Source organism: Halomonas sp. AOP22-C1-8 (genome assembly GCF_052378905.1).
GTDB lineage: Bacteria > Pseudomonadota > Gammaproteobacteria > Pseudomonadales > Halomonadaceae > Vreelandella > Vreelandella citrativorans.
Map to the genome: position 1 here is coordinate 1 of NZ_JBQSYD010000018.1, position 17,339 is coordinate 17,339.

Sequence of the window (17,339 nt, forward strand, 5' to 3'; positions counted from 1 at the left end):
CTAGATGGCCGGATAAATAAACTAAAGCAGTTAACCCTTCCTGATATTAAGGAACTTAAAGATAGACCTACCCAACCCCCTCTCCCTAAATCACGGCCACCGTTTTATGATTCCTTGAGAATGTTCACATACATTGTTGATCGTGATTTTGATATAGAGCAAAAAAAATGGTTTATTGAGAAACAGTGTATGCGGGGTTTGAAGTACTTTCCCAATATTGATAATCCTAAATCTTTCAATGAGAAGACGCAGTGGTATAAGTTGTATTATCAAGACCCATTAATTACAAAATGTATTGATAAGTACGAATTTAAAGATCATGTGGCAGGCTTGGTTGGAGAACGGTACGTAACACCATTATTAGGAGTGTGGGATAATGCAAGGGAAATAGATTTTGAGAAATTGCCAAACAAGTTTGTGTTGAAATCAAATTGGGGGAGTGGAAGCCGTCATGTTCTTCTTGTAAGGGATAAGAAAAAATTGAATCTTGATGAGGTTAGATTCAAGTTGAATACATGGATACAGCCTTGGGAGAACGTGTATTATCATACATTTGACTGGGGGTATAAAAATATTAAGCCCAAAATTATAGCTGAAGTTTTTATTGAAAATAAGACCCGTGAGTATAAGTTTTTCTGTTTTAATGGTGAGCCAGTATATTTTTATGTTGCGACAGACAGTTCACCTGGTGTCGCAAATTCTCATAATTATTATGATATGGATTGGAATCTACTACCGTTTACTCGGCATGCAAGGAATTCGAAAGACCCGATAGAAAAGCCGAGTAATTTTGACGAAATGGTAGAGCTTTGTAGAACGCTATCTAAGCCTTTTCCCCATGTTAGGGTAGATCTTTGCCAAACGGAAAGTAATTTGCTGATCGAGGAATTAACCTTTTATACAGGTAGCGGTACTGGTAGATTTAATCCTACCGAATGGGATTATAAGTTTGGTGAGGCATTTGTTCTTCCAGAAAAAAGGTTTATTTGATAAATAATGTCGGCAAGAGGTATGTATGATTCTTTTGCTGGCCTTGACTTTTGCGCGGCGAGATTTTGTTAAAATTCGTCGCGTATTTCGAGGCTTTTTATGAATACACATAAAACCATGCTTAAAGGAAAAGACCTTTCTTTGGATGTTTGTGATAAGGGGCATTCTGTATCAATAGTAACCTTTGAACCTAGAAATCAATATTTGACTCTTGGTAAAAAACACTCTTTTAGTCTTGGGTTTGGTAAGGGGCGTTTTTTGCCAAAGGGGCTGATGAGTTTATAGTGCGTCATAATAAAAATCATTGGTGCTAAACTCCAAGGGTGATGGATGCTATAGAGTTAGTCAACAATCAACAGGTTGTAGAGTTGTAACATATAGAGTTAGCATGGGGTATTTGCAGCAATAAATTTTTCTCCAATGTTAAATGCGGACTGTTTTGTTGTAATTTCTCCTCTTTTGATGTGTCACCTAGTAATTCTATAGGAGGGAATCGTTGAAGAGGAGACTTTGATAACGTACAGTTTTTATACAACTTTATCAAAACTGGTGCGTGCCGGTCTCCACGTGGATATGTTTTCTTTTGTAATCCTAGGGATGATGTATCTCATGCGGAGATGATTAAAAAAGAAACAAAAGCCACGTTGATTCCATGTGAGTATGGCGGGCATCCCTGTTCCTTTTTCCTGAATGATACATATAAATTGAAGCGTTTGGTTCGAGAGGTGTTGTTTGGTGAATTCTTTTGTGCAATTTTTATAAGGTTATGGAAGATGAAGTTTTAAATACGCATTATCCATATGAACGAAATGCAGTGTATATGGAAAAGAAAAGAAGGTACAAGGAGGTAGCTTCAGAATTAAAAAATGCAATATCAAAAAGCCTTCTCTAGCAAGGCTCCATGCTAAGCTTGGAGAGAAATTGTAAAAGTTGAGTGATTTTAAGGGTGCTGAAAATGCTTTTGGTGACGCTGTTCAATTTGAGCCAGAAGTTTCTAATTTTTATGTTAGATTGAGTCATGTTTATGCGGCGCATAATGAGTTTTATCGTGCTGTAGATATGATGATAAAGACTATTTCCTTAAAGCCTCTGAGGCCGGAATATCATGTTAGGGTTGGGGGATGGCTATTCGAAAATGGACAACTAAAAGAAGCTGCTGAGGCAATGAGAAAAACTATAGAGATTTCTCCTAATGCTGTTGTCGCTCCAAAGCGCTTAGAGGTTGTTTTAAGCATAGGATAGTATCTTTTTTATGTATCTAGCTGGATTTTGTTCTCGGTGTGAAATGCATTGTGCTAATTTATAGAGATGTGAAATGAATATTCTAATCATTGGTGGAGCAGGCTATATCGGCTCCCATATGCTCAAGCAACTCTCGAAAGCCGGTAATCAGGTGGTAGTTCTTGATAACCTGAGCACGGGTTTTCGTGAACTCGCCTGCTACGGTCAGTTAGTGGTGGGGGATTTGGCAGATACCCCCTTACTTGAACGGCTATTCTGTGAGCACCAATTCGATGCCGTCATGCACTTTGCGGCATGTAGCCTGGTAGGTGAGTCGGTAAATGACCCTGGCAAATATTACCGTAACAATGTTTCCAATACGCTGAACTTGTTGGATGTAATGGTACGCCACCATGTGCGCCATTTCATTTTCTCTTCCACCGCCGCTACCTTTGGCGAGCCGGAATACACGCCGATAGATGAAGCGCATCCGCAAGCGCCCATTAACCCTTACGGTGCCAGCAAGTTAATGGTAGAGCGGGCATTGCAGGATTACGCCACAGCCTATGGGCTTAACTCGGTTTCCCTGCGTTACTTCAATGCCTGCGGTGCGGACCCGGAAGGGGAAATCGGGGAGTGCCACGATCCGGAAACTCACTTAATTCCATTAATCCTACAAGCGGCTTCTGGGCGGCGCGAGAGCATCACGGTTTTTGGGCGAGATTACCCAACCGAAGATGGCACCTGTATTCGTGACTATATCCACATTGAGGACTTATGCTCGGCGCATGCCTTGGCACTGCAAGCCTTGGTAAGCGGAGAGAAATCGGGCGCGTTAGGATTTAACCTGGGCAACGGCCTTGGTTACTCCGTACAAGCAGTGATTGATGCAGTGAAAGAGGTAGTTCTGCAAGATGGTTGCCATCTAATCATTGAAGAAGGACAGCGTCGGGTGGGTGATCCTGCCAAGTTGGTAGCTGATGCTTCTAGAGCAAAACAGGAACTTGGCTGGTTACCTGAATACGCTGACCTTACTACCATTATTCAGCATGCGTGGGCATGGGAAAAGAAACTAGCAAAGATGTAACCTAATGCTCTGTTTTTGCACTTAATATGGTGAAAAATAGTTGGCATTCGCCACTTGTGAGCTGTTTTATGTTGTTTTTTTGTCATTAGCCTTTCTCTATAAGGGCTAATTTTCTATCTTTTGCTTATTACATCGTGTTAAGCCCTTTAGTACGGCCCTGATTTAAGTGTAAGAAGTAGGAGCATCGTGCTCCCTTGGGTTAGCCAGAAGCGGCGCTTAAGCTCAGTTTTAGGAATCGATGATAATGAAAATTGCCGTTGCCGGTACGGGCTATGTGGGGCTTTCCAATGCCATGCTGTTGGCACAGCATCACGACGTGGTTGCGGTAGATATTGTGCCTGAAAAGGTTGAGTTACTGAATAATCGCCACTCTCCGATTGAAGACGCTGAAATAACAGCGTTCTTGCAGCGTGACGATCTGCGTTTTTCAGCCACGCTGGATGCTGAGCAGGCCTATGCGGATGCGCAGTTTGTTATTATCGCTACTCCTACCGATTACGACGCTCAAACCAATTATTTTAATACGCAAAGTGTTGAAGCAGTGATTGAGCAGGTGATGCGTATTAACCCCCAGGCCGTCATGGTGATTAAGTCCACGGTGCCCGTGGGTTACACCAAGGGGGCATCGGCGCGCTTTAATACGCAAAACCTTATTTTTTCGCCGGAGTTTTTGCGTGAAGGCAAAGCGCTTTATGACAACCTATATCCTTCCCGCATTATTGTGGGGGAGTGTTCCGAGCGTGGCGAAACCTTTGCTGCGCTTTTAAAGCAGGGGGCGGCGGCTGAGCATATTGAAGTATTACTGACTAACAGCACGGAAGCCGAGGCGATCAAGTTGTTTGCTAATACCTACCTTGCCATGAGGGTCGCGTACTTTAATGAGCTGGACAGCTATGCAGAATCCCAAGGGCTGGACACCAAGCAGATTATTCAGGGCGTTGGCCTGGACCCGCGTATAGGTAGCCACTACAACAACCCAAGCTTTGGCTATGGCGGTTACTGTCTGCCCAAGGATACTAAGCAACTGCTAGCGAACTACGCCGATGTGCCGAGTAACATGGTTCAGGCGATTGTAGATGCCAACCGTACGCGCAAAGATTTTATTGCGGAGTCGGTACTGCGTCGTAATCCTTCTGTGGTTGGTGTGTATCGCCTGATTATGAAAACAGGGTCGGATAACTTTCGCGCCAGTGCCATGCAGGGCGTGATGAAGCGCATTAAGGCGAAAGGTATAGAAGTGGTCGTTTATGAACCGGTATTACAAGAAGACAGGTTCTTCGGTTCAACCGTTATGCGTGATTTAGCGGCGTTTAAAGAGAAGTGCGATGTTATTTTAGCAAATCGCATGGTGCCAGAGCTTCAGGATGTTGAAGCCAAGGTATATACCCGCGACCTGTTTGGCAGCGATTAAGCGTATATCATGCGGAGTGGTTCAATCGTAGTGCGGTGTAAGCGAAGCGCACCCGCAGCGGCGGCCCGGCGCAAAGCAGCGCACCGCGCTGCCGGGGGTGGGGATGGTTACCAATACCCGGGCGGCTGGCGCCGCCTTTCGCGGGTGCCGCAGGCTCGTTCCTCGCCTTTGTTACCGCGCGCTACGATTTACTATATCGATGCTAAATGGTTCATGTAGTGCGGTGTGTTTGCTGTATCAATGCGGAGTGGTTCATGTAGTGCGGTGTAAGCGGAGCGCACCCGCAAAGCAGCGCATCGCGCTGCCGGGGCTGGTGTTGGTTGCCATGCCTAGGCAGCTGGCGCCGCCTCTCGCGGGTGCCGCAGGCTCGTTCCTCGCCCGCGTTACCGCACGCTACGATTTGCTATATCGGTGCGGAGTGGTTCATGTAGTGCGGTGTAAGCGAAGCGCACCCGCAAAAGCAGCGCACAGCGCTGCCGGAGTTGGGGATGGTTGTCCATGCATGGGCGGCAGTCGCCGCCTCTCGCGGGTGCCGCAGGCTCGTTCCTCGCCTGCGTTACCACGCGCTACGGTTTGCTGTATCGATGCGGAGTGGTTCATGTAGTGCGGTGTAAGCGAAGCGCACCCGCAAAGCAGCGCACCGCGCTGCCAAGGCTGGAGTTGTTTGCCCATGCATGGGCGGCTGACGCCGCCTTTCGCGGGTGCTGCAGGCTCGTTCCTCGCCCGTGTTACCGCGCGCTACGATTTGCTATATCGATGCGGAGTGGTTCATGTAGTGCGGTGTAAGCGAAGCGCACCCGCAGCGGCGGCCCGGCGCAAAGCAGCGCACCGCCGGGGTTGGTGTTGGGTACCATGTCCTGGCGCCTCACAATATATGGGTGACTTGGAACAGACCGTCATGTTTTGGCTGGCTCGGCAGAGCAACGATTAAGCTGATTAGGAAGATGTTTGTATGGAAGCGATCATAAATGCATTTTTTGACGAAATGCCCGATGCTAATGTTGCTAAAGAACGCGTAACCTTTGGTACTTCTGGCCACCGTGGCCGCGCAGGTGAGCGTACCTTTAACGCTGCGCATATTACTGCTATTACTCAAGCCGTGGTGGATTTTCGGCGTGAGGTGGGCTACCAAGGCCCGCTGTTTCTAGGCTTCGATACCCACGCGCTTTCCAGGCCAGCCTGGGAGCGTGCACTGCAGGTATTGGTCGCTAACGACGTACCGGTATTGATTGAAAAAGACCACGGCTATACCGCGACGCCGTTGGTTAGCCACGCCATTTTGCAACACAACACCTCCAACACAGCGTTGGCCGATGGTTTGATTATTACGCCGTCGCATAATCCGCCTGAAGATGGTGGTATTAAGTACAACCCCGCCCACGGTGGTCCGGCGGATACCGACGTGACATCGTGGATTGAGTTACGTGCCAACGCGTACCTGCTGCGCGAACTGGACGATGTGCCGCTTGTTTCTCTAGAAGAAGCACTTGCCCATGTGCAAGAGTACGATTTTACCGCTCATTATGTGGCAGGCCTGAACAGCGTTATCGACATGCAGGCTATTCAGCGGGCAGGCCTGCGCTTGGGGGCCGACCCGATGGGCGGCACTGCGCTGCCCGTATGGCAGGCGGTTGCAAAGCACTATGCGCTGACACTGGAGGTGGTCAATACCCAGGTGGATGCGTCCTTTGCGTTTATGCCGCCCGACCATGACGGTAAAACCCGTATGGATTGCTCAAGCTCGGCGGCAATGGCGAATCTGTTAACGGTGAAAGACCGCTTCGATATCGCCTTTGGCAACGACCCGGATGCCGACCGCCACGGTATTGTGGATGCCAATGGCTTGATGAACCCGAACCACTTTTTAGCGGTGTGTATTGATTACCTGATGACGCATCGGCCTGAGTGGGCGGCGTCGCTAAAAATTGGTAAGACGCTGGTATCATCTTCCATGATCGACCGGGTGGTGGCATCGCATAATCGTGAGCTTTATGAAGTACCGGTTGGATTTAAGTGGTTTGTCGAAGGCCTACATAAAGGGTGGTTGGCTTTTGGTGGCGAAGAAAGTGCTGGCGCCAGCCTGCTAACCCGCGATGGGGCAGCATGGTCAACCGATAAAGACGGTATTGCGCTGTGCTTGTTGGCAGCGGAGATCTTGGCCGTTACCGGAAAGACACCAAGCGTTTACTACCGCGAGTTGACCCAGCGCTTTGGTGAGCCTTGCTATAAACGGGTTGATACCGCTTGCACGCCTGAAGAAAAAGCGGCTTTCAAAAAGCTGAACAGTGACAGCGTGACGGCACAAACACTGGCAGGAGAGGCGATTACCGCTGTGCTGGTGACAGCGCCCGGTAATGGGGCGAGCATTGGGGGTATCAAGGTGGCCACCGAAAACGGCTGGTTCGCTGCACGCCCCAGCGGCACGGAATCGCTCTACAAGGTATATGCTGAAAGCTTCAAAGGCCCTGAGCATGTGGATGAGTTGATTGAAAGCGCTACTACGATGCTATCAAGCATTTTGTAGCGCATAGCGCTATAAGAGCGCCCTTAAGGCGGTTTGCGCCGCCCTTTGGTTAATAACTAAGTAATCGTAATGGACGCTGGCTTGGCAGTGGTTTCAACCCCTCTGTTGAGCTGGGTGGCTTTTATTTTCAAGGAAGAAATAATGGATCTATCTGCGTTATCTCGCACTGCGCACGCCTATACGCCGGTCAATGAACTCTATACCCATGCTGAGCAGTTGCAGGCGCAATCCTTGAGCGATCTTCTGGGCGGTGATTCTTCTTCTGCCCAGCAGCGGGCAAGTGCGTTAGCCTTTACATTTGGTACGCTGCATGTGGATTTCAGTAAACAGCGAATAACGCCACACACTCTTAAGCTGTTGGTGGCTTGGGCGTATAACGCGGGTGTTGAAGCAAAGCGTTCAGCCTTATTTGCAGGTAAAAAGGTGAATATCTCTGAACGTCGTGCAGCGCTGCATATGGCGGCCCGCTGGCCAAGCGCCAAAACGCCACCTGGCGGTATGGAGTCAGCGGTCACTTTCTGCCAGCAGCAGCACGCTCGCTTGGCTGATATGGTGGCATGTGTCCATGAGGGGCGATGGTTTGGCGCAACGGGCCAGACTATTACGGATGTGGTACATATTGGTGTAGGTGGCTCGGATTTAGGCCCAAAATTGATCAGTGAAGCGTTAGCTGACCGACCAAGCCACGAAAAAGTAAGCGTCCACTATGTTTCAACCATGGATGGTACTCAACTGCTACCGCTGATGGAGCGGCTAAATCCTGCAACCACACTGTTGGTGCTTGCCTCGAAGTCATTCACGACGACAGATACCCAGTTCAATGTACGCACAGCGCTTGCCTGGCTCAGCGAAGCATTGGAAATCGATGTAGCCACGATTCGTCGTTATCAGCTAATTGGCGTTTCAGGCAAACCAGAAAAGATGACAGCGTTTGGTATCCCTGAAGCACATCAGCTGGTGCTTAAAGAGTGGATTGGCGGACGTTTTTCACTATGGTCACCCATTGGAGTCAGTCTCGCCCTACAGCTAGGTATGGAGCAGTTTAATACACTCTTGGCGGGTGCCCATGCGATGGATCAGCACTTTCTGGATGCGCCACTTGACGAAAATTTACCTGCTTTGCTTGCGCTAGTGGGTGCTTGGAACTCTCAGTTTCTGAATATACCGACGCATGCGGTGCTGTCTTATGATGGTCGGTTGAAAAGTTTATCCGCTTATTTACAGCAGCTTGAGATGGAGTCTAATGGTAAGAGCGTTGGTTTGGATGGCCGCTCTGTTAACCACGCCACGTGTCCGATCCTTTGGGGTGATGTGGGGCCTAACGCACAGCATGCCTTTTATCAGTTGCTGCACCAGGGCGGACATACGGTGAGTGCTGATTTCGTGGCAGTTACCAAGCGTGATGAAATGGCAACCGGCGAGGTAAGCAGGGCGCTATGTGCACAGGAACAGCTAACGCTTGCAAACTGCTTGGCACAATCGCAGCTTTTCGCATTGGGCGATGATGCTATTCCGCCATCGTTGCGTGGCCACTTGGCACAGGGCTATCGTGGGAACCATCCTAATTCGCTCATACTGATAAAAGAGTTGGATGCATGGAGCTTGGGAGCGTTACTGGCACTTTATGAACACAAGGTGTTTGTACAATCAGTGCTTTGGAACCTGAACCCTTTTGATCAGCCCGGGGTAGAGCTTGGCAAGCAATTGGCGACGAGTCTCTATGAAATGCTTGCAGGTATGTCTCCCGAACATAACAATGTGAAAGACCCCGGTACACAACAGCTGCTGTGTAAGATTAATGAGTGGCGCCAGTAATATTATGAAACAAGGAAATCAGTAATGAGCCAGGTGCGCAAAGCGATTATCCCCGTCGCCGGTTTTGGTACGCGGTTGTTGCCCATAAGTAAGGCAATTCCTAAGGAAATGGTGCCCGTTGTGGATCGCCCCTTAATTCAGCACGTCATAGAGGAAGCATTGGCAGCTGGCATTAATGAAATTATCCTGGTGACACGTTCAGGTAAATCGGCGATTGAAGACCACTTTGATGCCCATGTTGAGCTTGAGGACGCACTGGCCAGTAAGGGGAAAGATGCATTGCTGGCAACGCTTGCAGCCATTGCCCCGCCAGAGCTTAAAATTACCAGCGTGCGCCAGGCAAACGCCAAGGGCTTGGGACATGCGGTTTTTTGTGCCGCGCATTTACTGGGTAAGGATGAGCCGTTTGCGGTTATCCTTCCGGATGTGTTGGTAAAGCCCCAGCCAAGTAGTAATACCTGTGATTTGGGTCGTATGGTGGAGCTTTGGGGTGCCAGCAACGCCGGGCAAATTATGGTGGAAGCCGTGCCCCAGGAAGACGTTGATCGTTATGGTATTGTTGACTGCGATGAGCCCAGTGCCGGTGAAAGCGCGGATATGCGTGGCGTGGTCGAGAAACCCAAGCCCGAAGACGCGCCTTCACGGTTGTCGGTCATTGGCCGGTACATTCTGCCGTATCGGATTATGGAGCTTTTACGCGACCAGCCGCCTGGCGCTGGTAATGAAATTCAGTTGACGGATGCCATTGATCGCTTAATGCAGGAAGGCCAGCAGGTCCAGGCGTTCCGAATGCAAGGGCGCACCTTCGATTGCGGCCATATTGAAGGCTGGCTGCAAGCGAATAACACGCTTGCCCGTGAAGCGGGCTATAGCCTGTAAGTTAGCACGCCTATATGTTTGCATCGTAAGCCGCCATTTTTGGCGGCTTTTATGTTTTAGGGTGCGGGTTAAAACGATGTAGCAGACAAGGGGGCGGTATGAATGAATTGTTAACAGAAGTATGTGCGATTGCTCGTGAGGCGGGCGATGCTATTTTACGTGTTTACGCTCAACCGTTCGATGTAGCGATTAAAGCGGATAACAGCCCCGTCACCGCCGCCGATAACGCGGCAAACCAGATTATTTTAGACAAGCTGAAAGCGCTTCCAGAGCGGATCCCCATTCTTTCAGAAGAAGGGGACGAGGTGTTCACCGGGCCGGATGCCTGCGGGCGCTATTGGCTGGTGGACCCGTTGGATGGCACGAAAGAGTTTGTAAAGCGTAATGATGAGTTCACGGTGAATATCGCCCTCATCGAGAACGGCAAGCCTGTATTGGGCGTTGTGCTGGCACCGGTATTCAACGTGGCGTATATCGCAGCTAACGGTGTAGGGGCGTTTAAGATTGATAAGTACGGGCAGCGAGTCGCTATTCATGTTTCCGGTAGGCCAAAAGAAGGTACCCCGTGGCGCGTAATGGGGAGTCGTTCCCATGCCAGCCCCTATCTGGAAGATTGGTTAAAGCAGCTAGGCCCCCACGAGACAAGGCCCATGGGCAGCTCGTTGAAATTTGGCATCATCGCCGAAGGCAGTGCCGATGTATATCCACGCCTCGGCCCCACCAGCCTATGGGACACCGCCGCCGCTCAAGCGGTCGTCGAACAAGCGGGTGGACGAGTAGTAACCCTGGACGGCACCCCGCTTTGTTATGCCAACCCCAACGAAACCCTCAACCCGGATTTTGTTGTTTGGGGGTATTAGCGAGAAAAACGCCGCCACCACGTAAATGATGCATAGAGGCGTGGTTTAACCATCGGGCGCGGTAATTCATCCTGTCTCGATGTGACGCAACCGTAGTGCGGTGTAAGCGAAGCGCACCCGCAAAGCAGCGCACCGGCGCTGCCGGGGTTGGGTGCGGTTCCAGCTAGGGCAGCACATCCGGGCGGCTGGCGCCGCCTTCCGCGGGTGCCGCCGGCTCGTTCCTCGCCCGCGTTACCGCGCGCTACGATTCAACGCATATCGATGCGGAGTGCTTCAATCGTAGTGCGGTGTAAGCGAAGCGCACCCGCAGCGGCGGCCCGGCGCAAAGCAGCGCACCGCGCTGCCGGGGTTGGGTGCGGTTCCAGGCCTGGGTGGCACATCCGGGCGGCTGGCGCCGCCTTTCGCGGGTGCCGCAGGCTCGTTCCTCGCCTGCGTTACCGCGCGCTACGATTTGCTATATTGGTACGGAGAGGTTCATGTAGTGCGGTGTAAGCGAAGCGCACCCGCAAAAGCAGCGCACCGCGCTGCCGGGGTTGGGTGCGGCAATAGATACTACTCACAGGCTGTTATTCCCAGTCCATTGTGGAAACGTCGGGAGTGCGTTCTGAACCCCAGTCGCTTTCGTACCACCCTTTTTTTACGTATTGATGGAAGCTTGACCACTTCCAATCGCGAGGTGCTTTGCTCCAGCCGTGTTTCACCGGGTTGTAGTGAATGTAATCAATATGCCGCTGCCAGTCGTTTTCGTCCCGAATAACGTGCTCCCAAAAACCTCGTTGCCAAGTGTTTGGGTTGCCGGGGGGAAGGAGGAAATCTTTCGATGCATACTTTTTGATATCTCTCCAACGAGAAGAGTAATCAGAATCATCTTCCGGGAGGGTCCAAAGGCAGTGGAGGTGATCGGGGAGAAGTACAAACGCCTCCATCACGAAAGGTTGCTCCTCGCGCACTCGACGAAAAGCTCTCCCAAGCGCATTAATATTGAGTTGATCGGCGAGCAGCAGCTGGCGTGAATGGGTCACGACCGTAAAGAAATAGCTGCCTCCGGGCACGTAGGCTCGCCGATAGATTGCCATTACTGCCTTCCTTTAAAATATTATAAATATTACGAAGTAAGGTTAATGGCTTATGAGGTGTATGTCATCTTGAGAGCACTTTGCTCGCGGGTGCGCTAACGCTTACGCCACATTACAAGGTTTGAATGTAGTGCGCGGCAGGGCTTTGGGCGCGCCCGCGATGGTGCCAAAAGGCGGTTGGAGCGTTATTAACGATGGTGCTGCTGTTCGCGTTCGGGCTGCCACAAGATGGCGTCGATACGCAGGCGGACTTCGGAGTTATTGGGTAAAGGCCAATCAATAATATCGCCTACTTTAAGGCCGATAAGGCCCGCGCCAATGGGTGCCATTACCGAAATGCCGTCCTCAACCGTGCTGAGTGCATGGGGGTAAACCAGTGTACGCACCATTTGGCGCCCACGGGTTAAGTCAGTGAAGCGGATTTGGCTGTTCATGCTGACCACGTTGTCGGGGATTTCCTGGGGATCAATCACTTCCCCGCGGGATAGCTCTTCCTCAAGCAGTGTGGCCACGGCAAGCTCTTTATCCGTAGCGTTATCAATCAAGCGCTGCAAGCGCTCTGCATCAAGACGGTTAATAGTAATGGGAGGACGTTGTCCCATGGTCACTCTCCTTGGAAAGCATTGAAATCAATCGGATACTTTTATTTAACAGTAAATAAACGATTTTATAGCTGTCAATAAAAACAGTCCTCCCTGAAAAGGGAGGACTGTTTGCCATGACCAGTGTAAGCGATCTAGCAGAGGAAGGCGATTACATTACTCCTTGCTCAATCATGGCATCCGCCACCTTTCTGAACCCGGCAATATTAGCGCCCAGTACCAGGTTGGTGGGGTCGCCAAACTCTTCCGCCGTGGTGGCGCACTGTTGGAAAATATTGGCCATTATCTCTTTGAGTTTTTGGTCAACTTTTTCCAAGGGCCACTGCTCCATGCTGCTGTTCTGCGCCATCTCCAGCTGGCTTGTCGCCACGCCGCCGGCATTAGCGGCTTTACCTGGGCCATAGGCAATTTTAGCGGCCAGGAAGCAGTCAACAGCCTCGGTGGTCGAAGGCATGTTGGCGCCTTCGCTCACACAGGTAACCTGATTGGCGAGAAGCGTTTTGGCATCAAGCTCGGTTAGCTCGTTTTGGGTGGCACAGGGGAAAGCGGCGTCTGCCTGAATGTGCCAAACCGCATGCCCACCTTGCGGATAATCCCGTGCGCTAATGTAGTGCGCGTCAGGGTGCTCGCTTAGGTACTCTTCAAGCGATACCCGTTTAACTTCTTTAAGCTGCTTAAGAAGCCCAAGGTCGATGCCCTTTGGATCGTGGACTGTGCCGCGTGAGTCGCTACAGGTGATGGGGGTGGCGCCCAGCTCATACAGTTTTTCGATGGTGTAAATGGATACGTTCCCCGCGCCAGATACCAGGCAGGTTTTGCCTTCCAGGGTCTCGCCGCGGGCCGCCAGCATGTTTTGCGCGAAATAAACAGCGCCGTATCCAGTGGCTTCCTTACGCCCGAGCGAACCGCCCCAGTTTAGGCCTTTGCCGGTTAATACGCCTTCATAGCGACCTGTCAGGCGTTTGTACTGCCCATACATATAGCCAATTTCACGCGCGCCAACCCCAATGTCGCCAGCTGGCACATCGCGAGTAGGACCGATGTGGCGGTAAAGCTCTGACATGAAGGCTTGGCAAAAGCGCATGATTTCGTTGTCTGACTTGCCTTTGGGATCGAAGTCAGAGCCGCCCTTGCCGCCGCCGATAGGCAGTCCGGTTAAGGCGTTTTTGAAAATTTGCTCAAACCCTAAAAACTTGATGGTGCCTGCCGTAACGCTTGGGTGAAAGCGTAAGCCGCCTTTGTAGGGCCCAAGGGCTGAGTTGAACTGAATACGATAGCCTTTGTTGACCTGTACGCGGCCAGCATCATCTAACCAGCAAACGCGGAACATGATTTGGCGCTCTGGTTCGACCATACGTTCAATAATGCTGTGCTGTAGGTAGTGCGGCTGGCGCTCAAACAGAGGGCGCAAGCACTCTAATACTTCTTCTGCCGCTTGATAAAATTCAACCTGAGCGGGGCTGCTAAGCTTTAAACGGGACAGCGTATCGTGAACGTAGGGCATGAAAAAATACCATGTGTAATTACTAAAGACGTTGTTAGCTGGTCAGCTATTTGAGGGACATTAAACGAGGGATGCGCTTTCTTGCATACCCTATGTCGTTTCGGAATGAGTAAAAAAATAGTGGAATTTAGACCAAAGTCGCAGTGTTTTGCTTAGAAAAGCAGAATGTTAACAAAGTCAGTTAAACGGTATTTAAACGTAATGCGGTGCATATCGCCAGCCATCATCGCCATGTTGGTGAGGCTCAATCGTAGTGCGGTGTAAGCGAAGCGCACCCGCAGCGGCGGCCCGGCGCAAAGCAGCGCTCCGCGCTGCCGGGGTTAGGGTTGGGTGCGGCTCCAGGCCAAGGCGGCGCATCCGGGCGGCTGGCGCCGCCTTTCGCGGGTGCCGCAGGCTCGTTCCTCGCCTGCGTTACCACGCGCTACAATTCTGCGCATATCAATGCGGAGTGCTTCAACCGTAGTGCGCGGTAAGCGAAGCGCACCCGCAGCGGCGGCCCGGCGCAAAAGCAGCGCACCGCGCTGCCGGGGTTGGTGTTGGGTGCGGCTCCGGGCCAAGGCGGCGCATCCGGGCGGCTGGCGCCGCCTTTCGCGGGTGCCGCAGGCTCGTTCCTCGCCTGCGTTACCACGCGCTACAATTCTGCGTATGTCGATGCAGAGTGCTGTAACCGTAGTGTGGTGTAAGCGAAGCGCACCCGCAGCGGCGGCCCGGCGCAAAGCAGCGCCCCGCGCTGCCGGGGTTGGGTACGGTTCCAGGCTTGGGCGGCACACCCGGGCGGCTGGCGCCGCCTTTCGCGGGTGCCGTAGGCTCGTTCCTCGCCTGCGTTACCACGCGCTACAATTCTGCGTATATCAATGCAGAGTGCTGTAACCGTAGTGCGGTGTAAGCGAAGCGCACCCGCAAAGCAGCGCCCCGCGCTGCCGGGGTCGGGGGCGGCTCCAGGCCAAGGCGGCACATCCGGGCGGCTGGCGCCGCCTTTCGCGGGTGCCGCAGGCTCGTTCCTCGCCTGCGTTACCGCGCGCTACAATTGCCATGTTGGTGTGGCGTCGGGCGCGGTAATGGCGTTTACCGGCGCTATACGGGCAGGACGGCGCCGTCTGTGCGGGGTTCGGTGCCGCCCTGGAGTGTGCCGGTGGCGGCATTGCGTAGGATGATTTGCCCGCGGCCAAAGGTCAGCGCATCGTTCGTCCTGACAATGTGATGCCCGCGCCGTTCTAATGCTTGGGCGAGGTAATCGGGGAAGCCGGGTTCTACCTCAAGGGTTTTGCCTGCTACCCATTTCCAGCGCGGTAGGTCCAGTGCCGCCTGTGGGTTGAGCCTGTCTTCCAGCAGGCTGGTAACTACCTGTACATGGCCTTGCGGCTGCATGTAACCGCCCATAACGCCGAAGGGGCCGACCGCTTGATTATCCTTGGTGATAAAGCCGGGGATAATGGTGTGGTAGGTGCGCTTGCCGGGGCGCAATACGTTGGCGTCTTCTTCGTTAAGCGAGAATGACCAGCCCCGGTTTTGCAGGCTGATACCGGTGCCAGGCACGACAATACCTGAACCGAAGCCTTCAAAGTTGCTTTGGATAAACGAGACCATATTGCCTTCGTCATCCGCTGTTGCGAGGTACACCGTGCCGCCCAGAAGTGGATTGCCGTGTACGGGGTCAATGGCTTCGTTTCCGATCAACTTACTGCGCTGTGCCAAGTAGGCCGGTGAGAGCATCTGTTCGACGCTTGGCGCCATATCCTCACGCTCGGTGATATAACGCAGCCCGTCCACATAGCCCAGCTTGGTCGCTTCGATGCGGCGATGCAGCGATTCAACCGCATCGCGTGGCTCATCGCCCAGTGCTTCCAGCATGCCGAGTGCTTGTAGCGCGATTAAACCGCAGCCGTTGGGCGGGATTTCCCAGATATCATGACCGCGATAGCGAGTGCTAATAGGGTCAACCCATTCAGGCGTGAAGGCTGCAAGGTCTTCCTTGCGTAGAAAGCCACCATACTGGCGCGAAAAATCATCCATGGCATCGGCTAGCTCGCCTTCGTAGAACGCATTGGCACCGCTTTCAGCTATCGCGCGTAGCGTGTTGGCCATGTCGGGTGAATGCCAAATGTCGCCCGCTTTTGGGGGCATGGCCGTGTGGTGCAAAGTGTTCAAACCAGGGGGCAAGCTCTGGGCGGTTGTACTGCTTATAACGGGTGAAGGCTTTTTGCCATAGCTGACTCACCACGGGAGAAACCGCAAAGCCCTCTTCGGCCAGGGTGATCGCCGGGGCCAGCAGTGTCGCAAGGGGAAGCGTGCCAAAGCGCTCAGAAAGCGTGGCCCAGGCAGCGGGGGCGCCGGGTACGGTCACTGGGGTTAGTCCGTGGGCGGGCATTGCATCCAGGCCAAGCTCTCGCACGGCATCAATACTAATCCCCATTGGGGCTCTGCCGCTGGCATTCAGGCCGTGTAATGTATCCTTCACCCACACCAGGGCAAATGCATCGCTGCCAATACCGTTGGAGGTGGGTTCAACCACGGTAAGTGCGGCGGCTGTCGCAATAGCCGCGTCAATCGCGTTGCCGCCATTACGCAGAATATCGGCACCCACTTGGGCGGCAAGCGTTTGGGAGGTGGCGACCATGCCGCGCTTACCCAACGTCACCATACGTCGGGAGGCGGCCGGGTAGTGATGAGGATCGAGGTTCATTGGATTATCCTTGTGCGATATGCCAAGCAGGCCACTGTAGGGCTCAACATTAGCAGGATAATCTTATGAACGTCTTCTGACAGCCCTGATTACGCATCAGGCGAAGCGGGTCGCAGCGAACCGTTGGGGGCTCACCTTTCAGGGCTTACGCAACAGTTCAATCGGCACGTTAAGATGTTGCGGGCGCTGGAGTACATTCAGCAACACAATGGCGCGCTCTTCGCCCTTGCAGCGTTCGAATATAGCGTCAAGATCTTTAAAGGGGCCGTCAGTAATGGTGACTTTTTCGCCCGCGCAGAAATAGGTATGGCTCCCTTCTAAGCGGTGAGGTTGGGCGCGAAGCGTCTCCACCAGTGTATTGGGCACGCTAATGGGCGTATTGCCAAACGTAAGCAGGCGTAATACACCACGGGTAGAGCGAATAGGGCGCCAATTGCTGACAATCTGGTCTAAACGAATAAACAGGTAATAGGGAAATAGCGGTTCGCTCACCGTGACAAGCTTGCCTTGGCGCCTGCGCTGTACATTCAGTACCGGATGAAACACCTCATACCCCTGGTTAGTGAGGTGTTCGGCCGCGCGGAATGATTCGCTGCCTTTGCACTGAATAACGTACCAGTTGGGCAGGGCGCGCTCTTCAATGGTGGCCTCGGAAGTGGTTAGCTCTAGGTCAGTGGGTTCCATGCC

Annotated in this window: 14 protein-coding genes and 1 pseudogene; 9 read left to right on the forward strand and 6 right to left on the reverse strand. The window is 52.3% G+C overall.

Annotated features, from left to right (window positions below; all coding sequences use genetic code 11):
- The 9 genes from ACT3TY_RS10985 to cysQ form a co-directional block, all read left to right on the forward strand.
- Positions 1-990: ATP-grasp fold amidoligase family protein (locus ACT3TY_RS10985; protein ID WP_444628199.1), on the forward strand; the 990-nt coding region annotated here is incomplete at its 5' end.
- A 99-nt stretch (positions 991-1,089) separates the two neighbouring features.
- The gene (locus ACT3TY_RS10990; RefSeq protein WP_444628200.1) at positions 1,090-1,275 is read left to right on the forward strand and encodes a hypothetical protein; all 186 of its coding nucleotides are present in this window, start codon (positions 1,090-1,092) and stop codon (positions 1,273-1,275) included.
- Positions 1,276-1,920: 645 nt separating this feature from the next.
- The gene (locus ACT3TY_RS10995; RefSeq protein WP_444628201.1) at positions 1,921-2,232 is read left to right on the forward strand and encodes a tetratricopeptide repeat protein; all 312 of its coding nucleotides are present in this window, start codon (positions 1,921-1,923) and stop codon (positions 2,230-2,232) included.
- A gap of 73 nt (positions 2,233-2,305) precedes the next feature.
- Positions 2,306-3,298, forward strand: a complete 993-nt coding sequence (gene galE, locus ACT3TY_RS11000) for a UDP-glucose 4-epimerase GalE (RefSeq protein WP_444628203.1) — start codon at positions 2,306-2,308, stop codon at positions 3,296-3,298.
- A 244-nt stretch (positions 3,299-3,542) separates the two neighbouring features.
- Positions 3,543-4,709 (forward strand): nucleotide sugar dehydrogenase, encoded by a 1,167-nt coding sequence (locus tag ACT3TY_RS11005; protein ID WP_444628204.1) that lies wholly within the window; start codon positions 3,543-3,545, stop codon positions 4,707-4,709.
- A 952-nt stretch (positions 4,710-5,661) separates the two neighbouring features.
- Positions 5,662-7,233, forward strand: coding sequence for a phosphoglucomutase (alpha-D-glucose-1,6-bisphosphate-dependent) (gene pgm, locus ACT3TY_RS11010; RefSeq protein ID WP_444628205.1), 1,572 nt, complete (start codon positions 5,662-5,664; stop codon positions 7,231-7,233).
- A 141-nt stretch (positions 7,234-7,374) separates the two neighbouring features.
- On the forward strand, positions 7,375-9,048 hold the full coding sequence (gene pgi, locus ACT3TY_RS11015) for a glucose-6-phosphate isomerase (protein ID WP_444628206.1): 1,674 nt from the start codon (positions 7,375-7,377) through the stop codon (positions 9,046-9,048).
- 24 nt (positions 9,049-9,072) lie between these two features.
- Positions 9,073-9,927 carry a UTP--glucose-1-phosphate uridylyltransferase gene (locus ACT3TY_RS11020; RefSeq protein ID WP_444628208.1) on the forward strand — a complete coding sequence of 285 codons (855 nt, stop codon included), beginning with the start codon at positions 9,073-9,075 and terminating at the stop codon, positions 9,925-9,927.
- A 98-nt stretch (positions 9,928-10,025) separates the two neighbouring features.
- Entirely contained in the window at positions 10,026-10,787 is a 762-nt protein-coding gene (cysQ, locus tag ACT3TY_RS11025) for a 3'(2'),5'-bisphosphate nucleotidase CysQ (protein WP_444628210.1), read from the forward strand.
- Between the two features lie 566 nt (positions 10,788-11,353).
- Here cysQ and ACT3TY_RS11030 read toward each other — a convergent pair.
- From ACT3TY_RS11030 to rfaH, 6 genes and pseudogenes are all read right to left on the reverse strand, one after another.
- Entirely contained in the window at positions 11,354-11,863 is a 510-nt protein-coding gene (locus ACT3TY_RS11030) for an REP-associated tyrosine transposase (RefSeq protein WP_444628211.1), read from the reverse strand.
- A gap of 188 nt (positions 11,864-12,051) precedes the next feature.
- Positions 12,052-12,465 carry a nucleoside diphosphate kinase regulator gene (gene rnk, locus ACT3TY_RS11035; RefSeq protein ID WP_193053109.1) on the reverse strand — a complete coding sequence of 138 codons (414 nt, stop codon included), beginning with the start codon at positions 12,463-12,465 and terminating at the stop codon, positions 12,052-12,054.
- 151 nt (positions 12,466-12,616) lie between these two features.
- Positions 12,617-13,969 (reverse strand): NADP-specific glutamate dehydrogenase, encoded by a 1,353-nt coding sequence (gene gdhA, locus ACT3TY_RS11040; protein WP_172116194.1) that lies wholly within the window; start codon positions 13,967-13,969, stop codon positions 12,617-12,619.
- 320 nt (positions 13,970-14,289) lie between these two features.
- Positions 14,290-14,685 (reverse strand): hypothetical protein, encoded by a 396-nt coding sequence (locus ACT3TY_RS11045; RefSeq protein WP_444628212.1) that lies wholly within the window; start codon positions 14,683-14,685, stop codon positions 14,290-14,292.
- A gap of 358 nt (positions 14,686-15,043) precedes the next feature.
- Positions 15,044-16,652 (reverse strand): annotated as a pseudogene (locus tag ACT3TY_RS11050) (gamma-glutamyltransferase family protein).
- 138 nt (positions 16,653-16,790) lie between these two features.
- Complete coding sequence (gene rfaH / locus ACT3TY_RS11055; RefSeq protein ID WP_444628214.1) at positions 16,791-17,336, reverse strand: transcription/translation regulatory transformer protein RfaH; 546 nt, start codon at positions 17,334-17,336, stop codon at positions 16,791-16,793.
- Between the last annotated feature and the right edge of the window lie 3 nt (positions 17,337-17,339).

Bases quoted from the DNA above. Each gene is read 5' to 3' on its own strand.
- rnk (WP_193053109.1), bottom strand. From the start codon at position 12,465: ATGGGACAACGTCCTCCCATTACTATTAACCGTCTTGATGCAGAGCGC.
- ACT3TY_RS11030 (WP_444628211.1), bottom strand. From the start codon at position 11,863: ATGGCAATCTATCGGCGAGCCTACGTGCCCGGAGGCAGCTATTTCTTT.
- gdhA (WP_172116194.1), bottom strand. From the start codon at position 13,969: ATGCCCTACGTTCACGATACGCTGTCCCGTTTAAAGCTTAGCAGCCCC.
- ACT3TY_RS11020 (WP_444628208.1), top strand. From the start codon at position 9,073: ATGAGCCAGGTGCGCAAAGCGATTATCCCCGTCGCCGGTTTTGGTACG.
- pgi (WP_444628206.1), top strand. From the start codon at position 7,375: ATGGATCTATCTGCGTTATCTCGCACTGCGCACGCCTATACGCCGGTC.
- ACT3TY_RS10990 (WP_444628200.1), top strand. From the start codon at position 1,090: ATGAATACACATAAAACCATGCTTAAAGGAAAAGACCTTTCTTTGGAT.
- cysQ (WP_444628210.1), top strand. From the start codon at position 10,026: ATGAATGAATTGTTAACAGAAGTATGTGCGATTGCTCGTGAGGCGGGC.
- rfaH (WP_444628214.1), bottom strand. From the start codon at position 17,336: ATGGAACCCACTGACCTAGAGCTAACCACTTCCGAGGCCACCATTGAA.
- pgm (WP_444628205.1), top strand. From the start codon at position 5,662: ATGGAAGCGATCATAAATGCATTTTTTGACGAAATGCCCGATGCTAAT.
- galE (WP_444628203.1), top strand. From the start codon at position 2,306: ATGAATATTCTAATCATTGGTGGAGCAGGCTATATCGGCTCCCATATG.
- ACT3TY_RS11005 (WP_444628204.1), top strand. From the start codon at position 3,543: ATGAAAATTGCCGTTGCCGGTACGGGCTATGTGGGGCTTTCCAATGCC.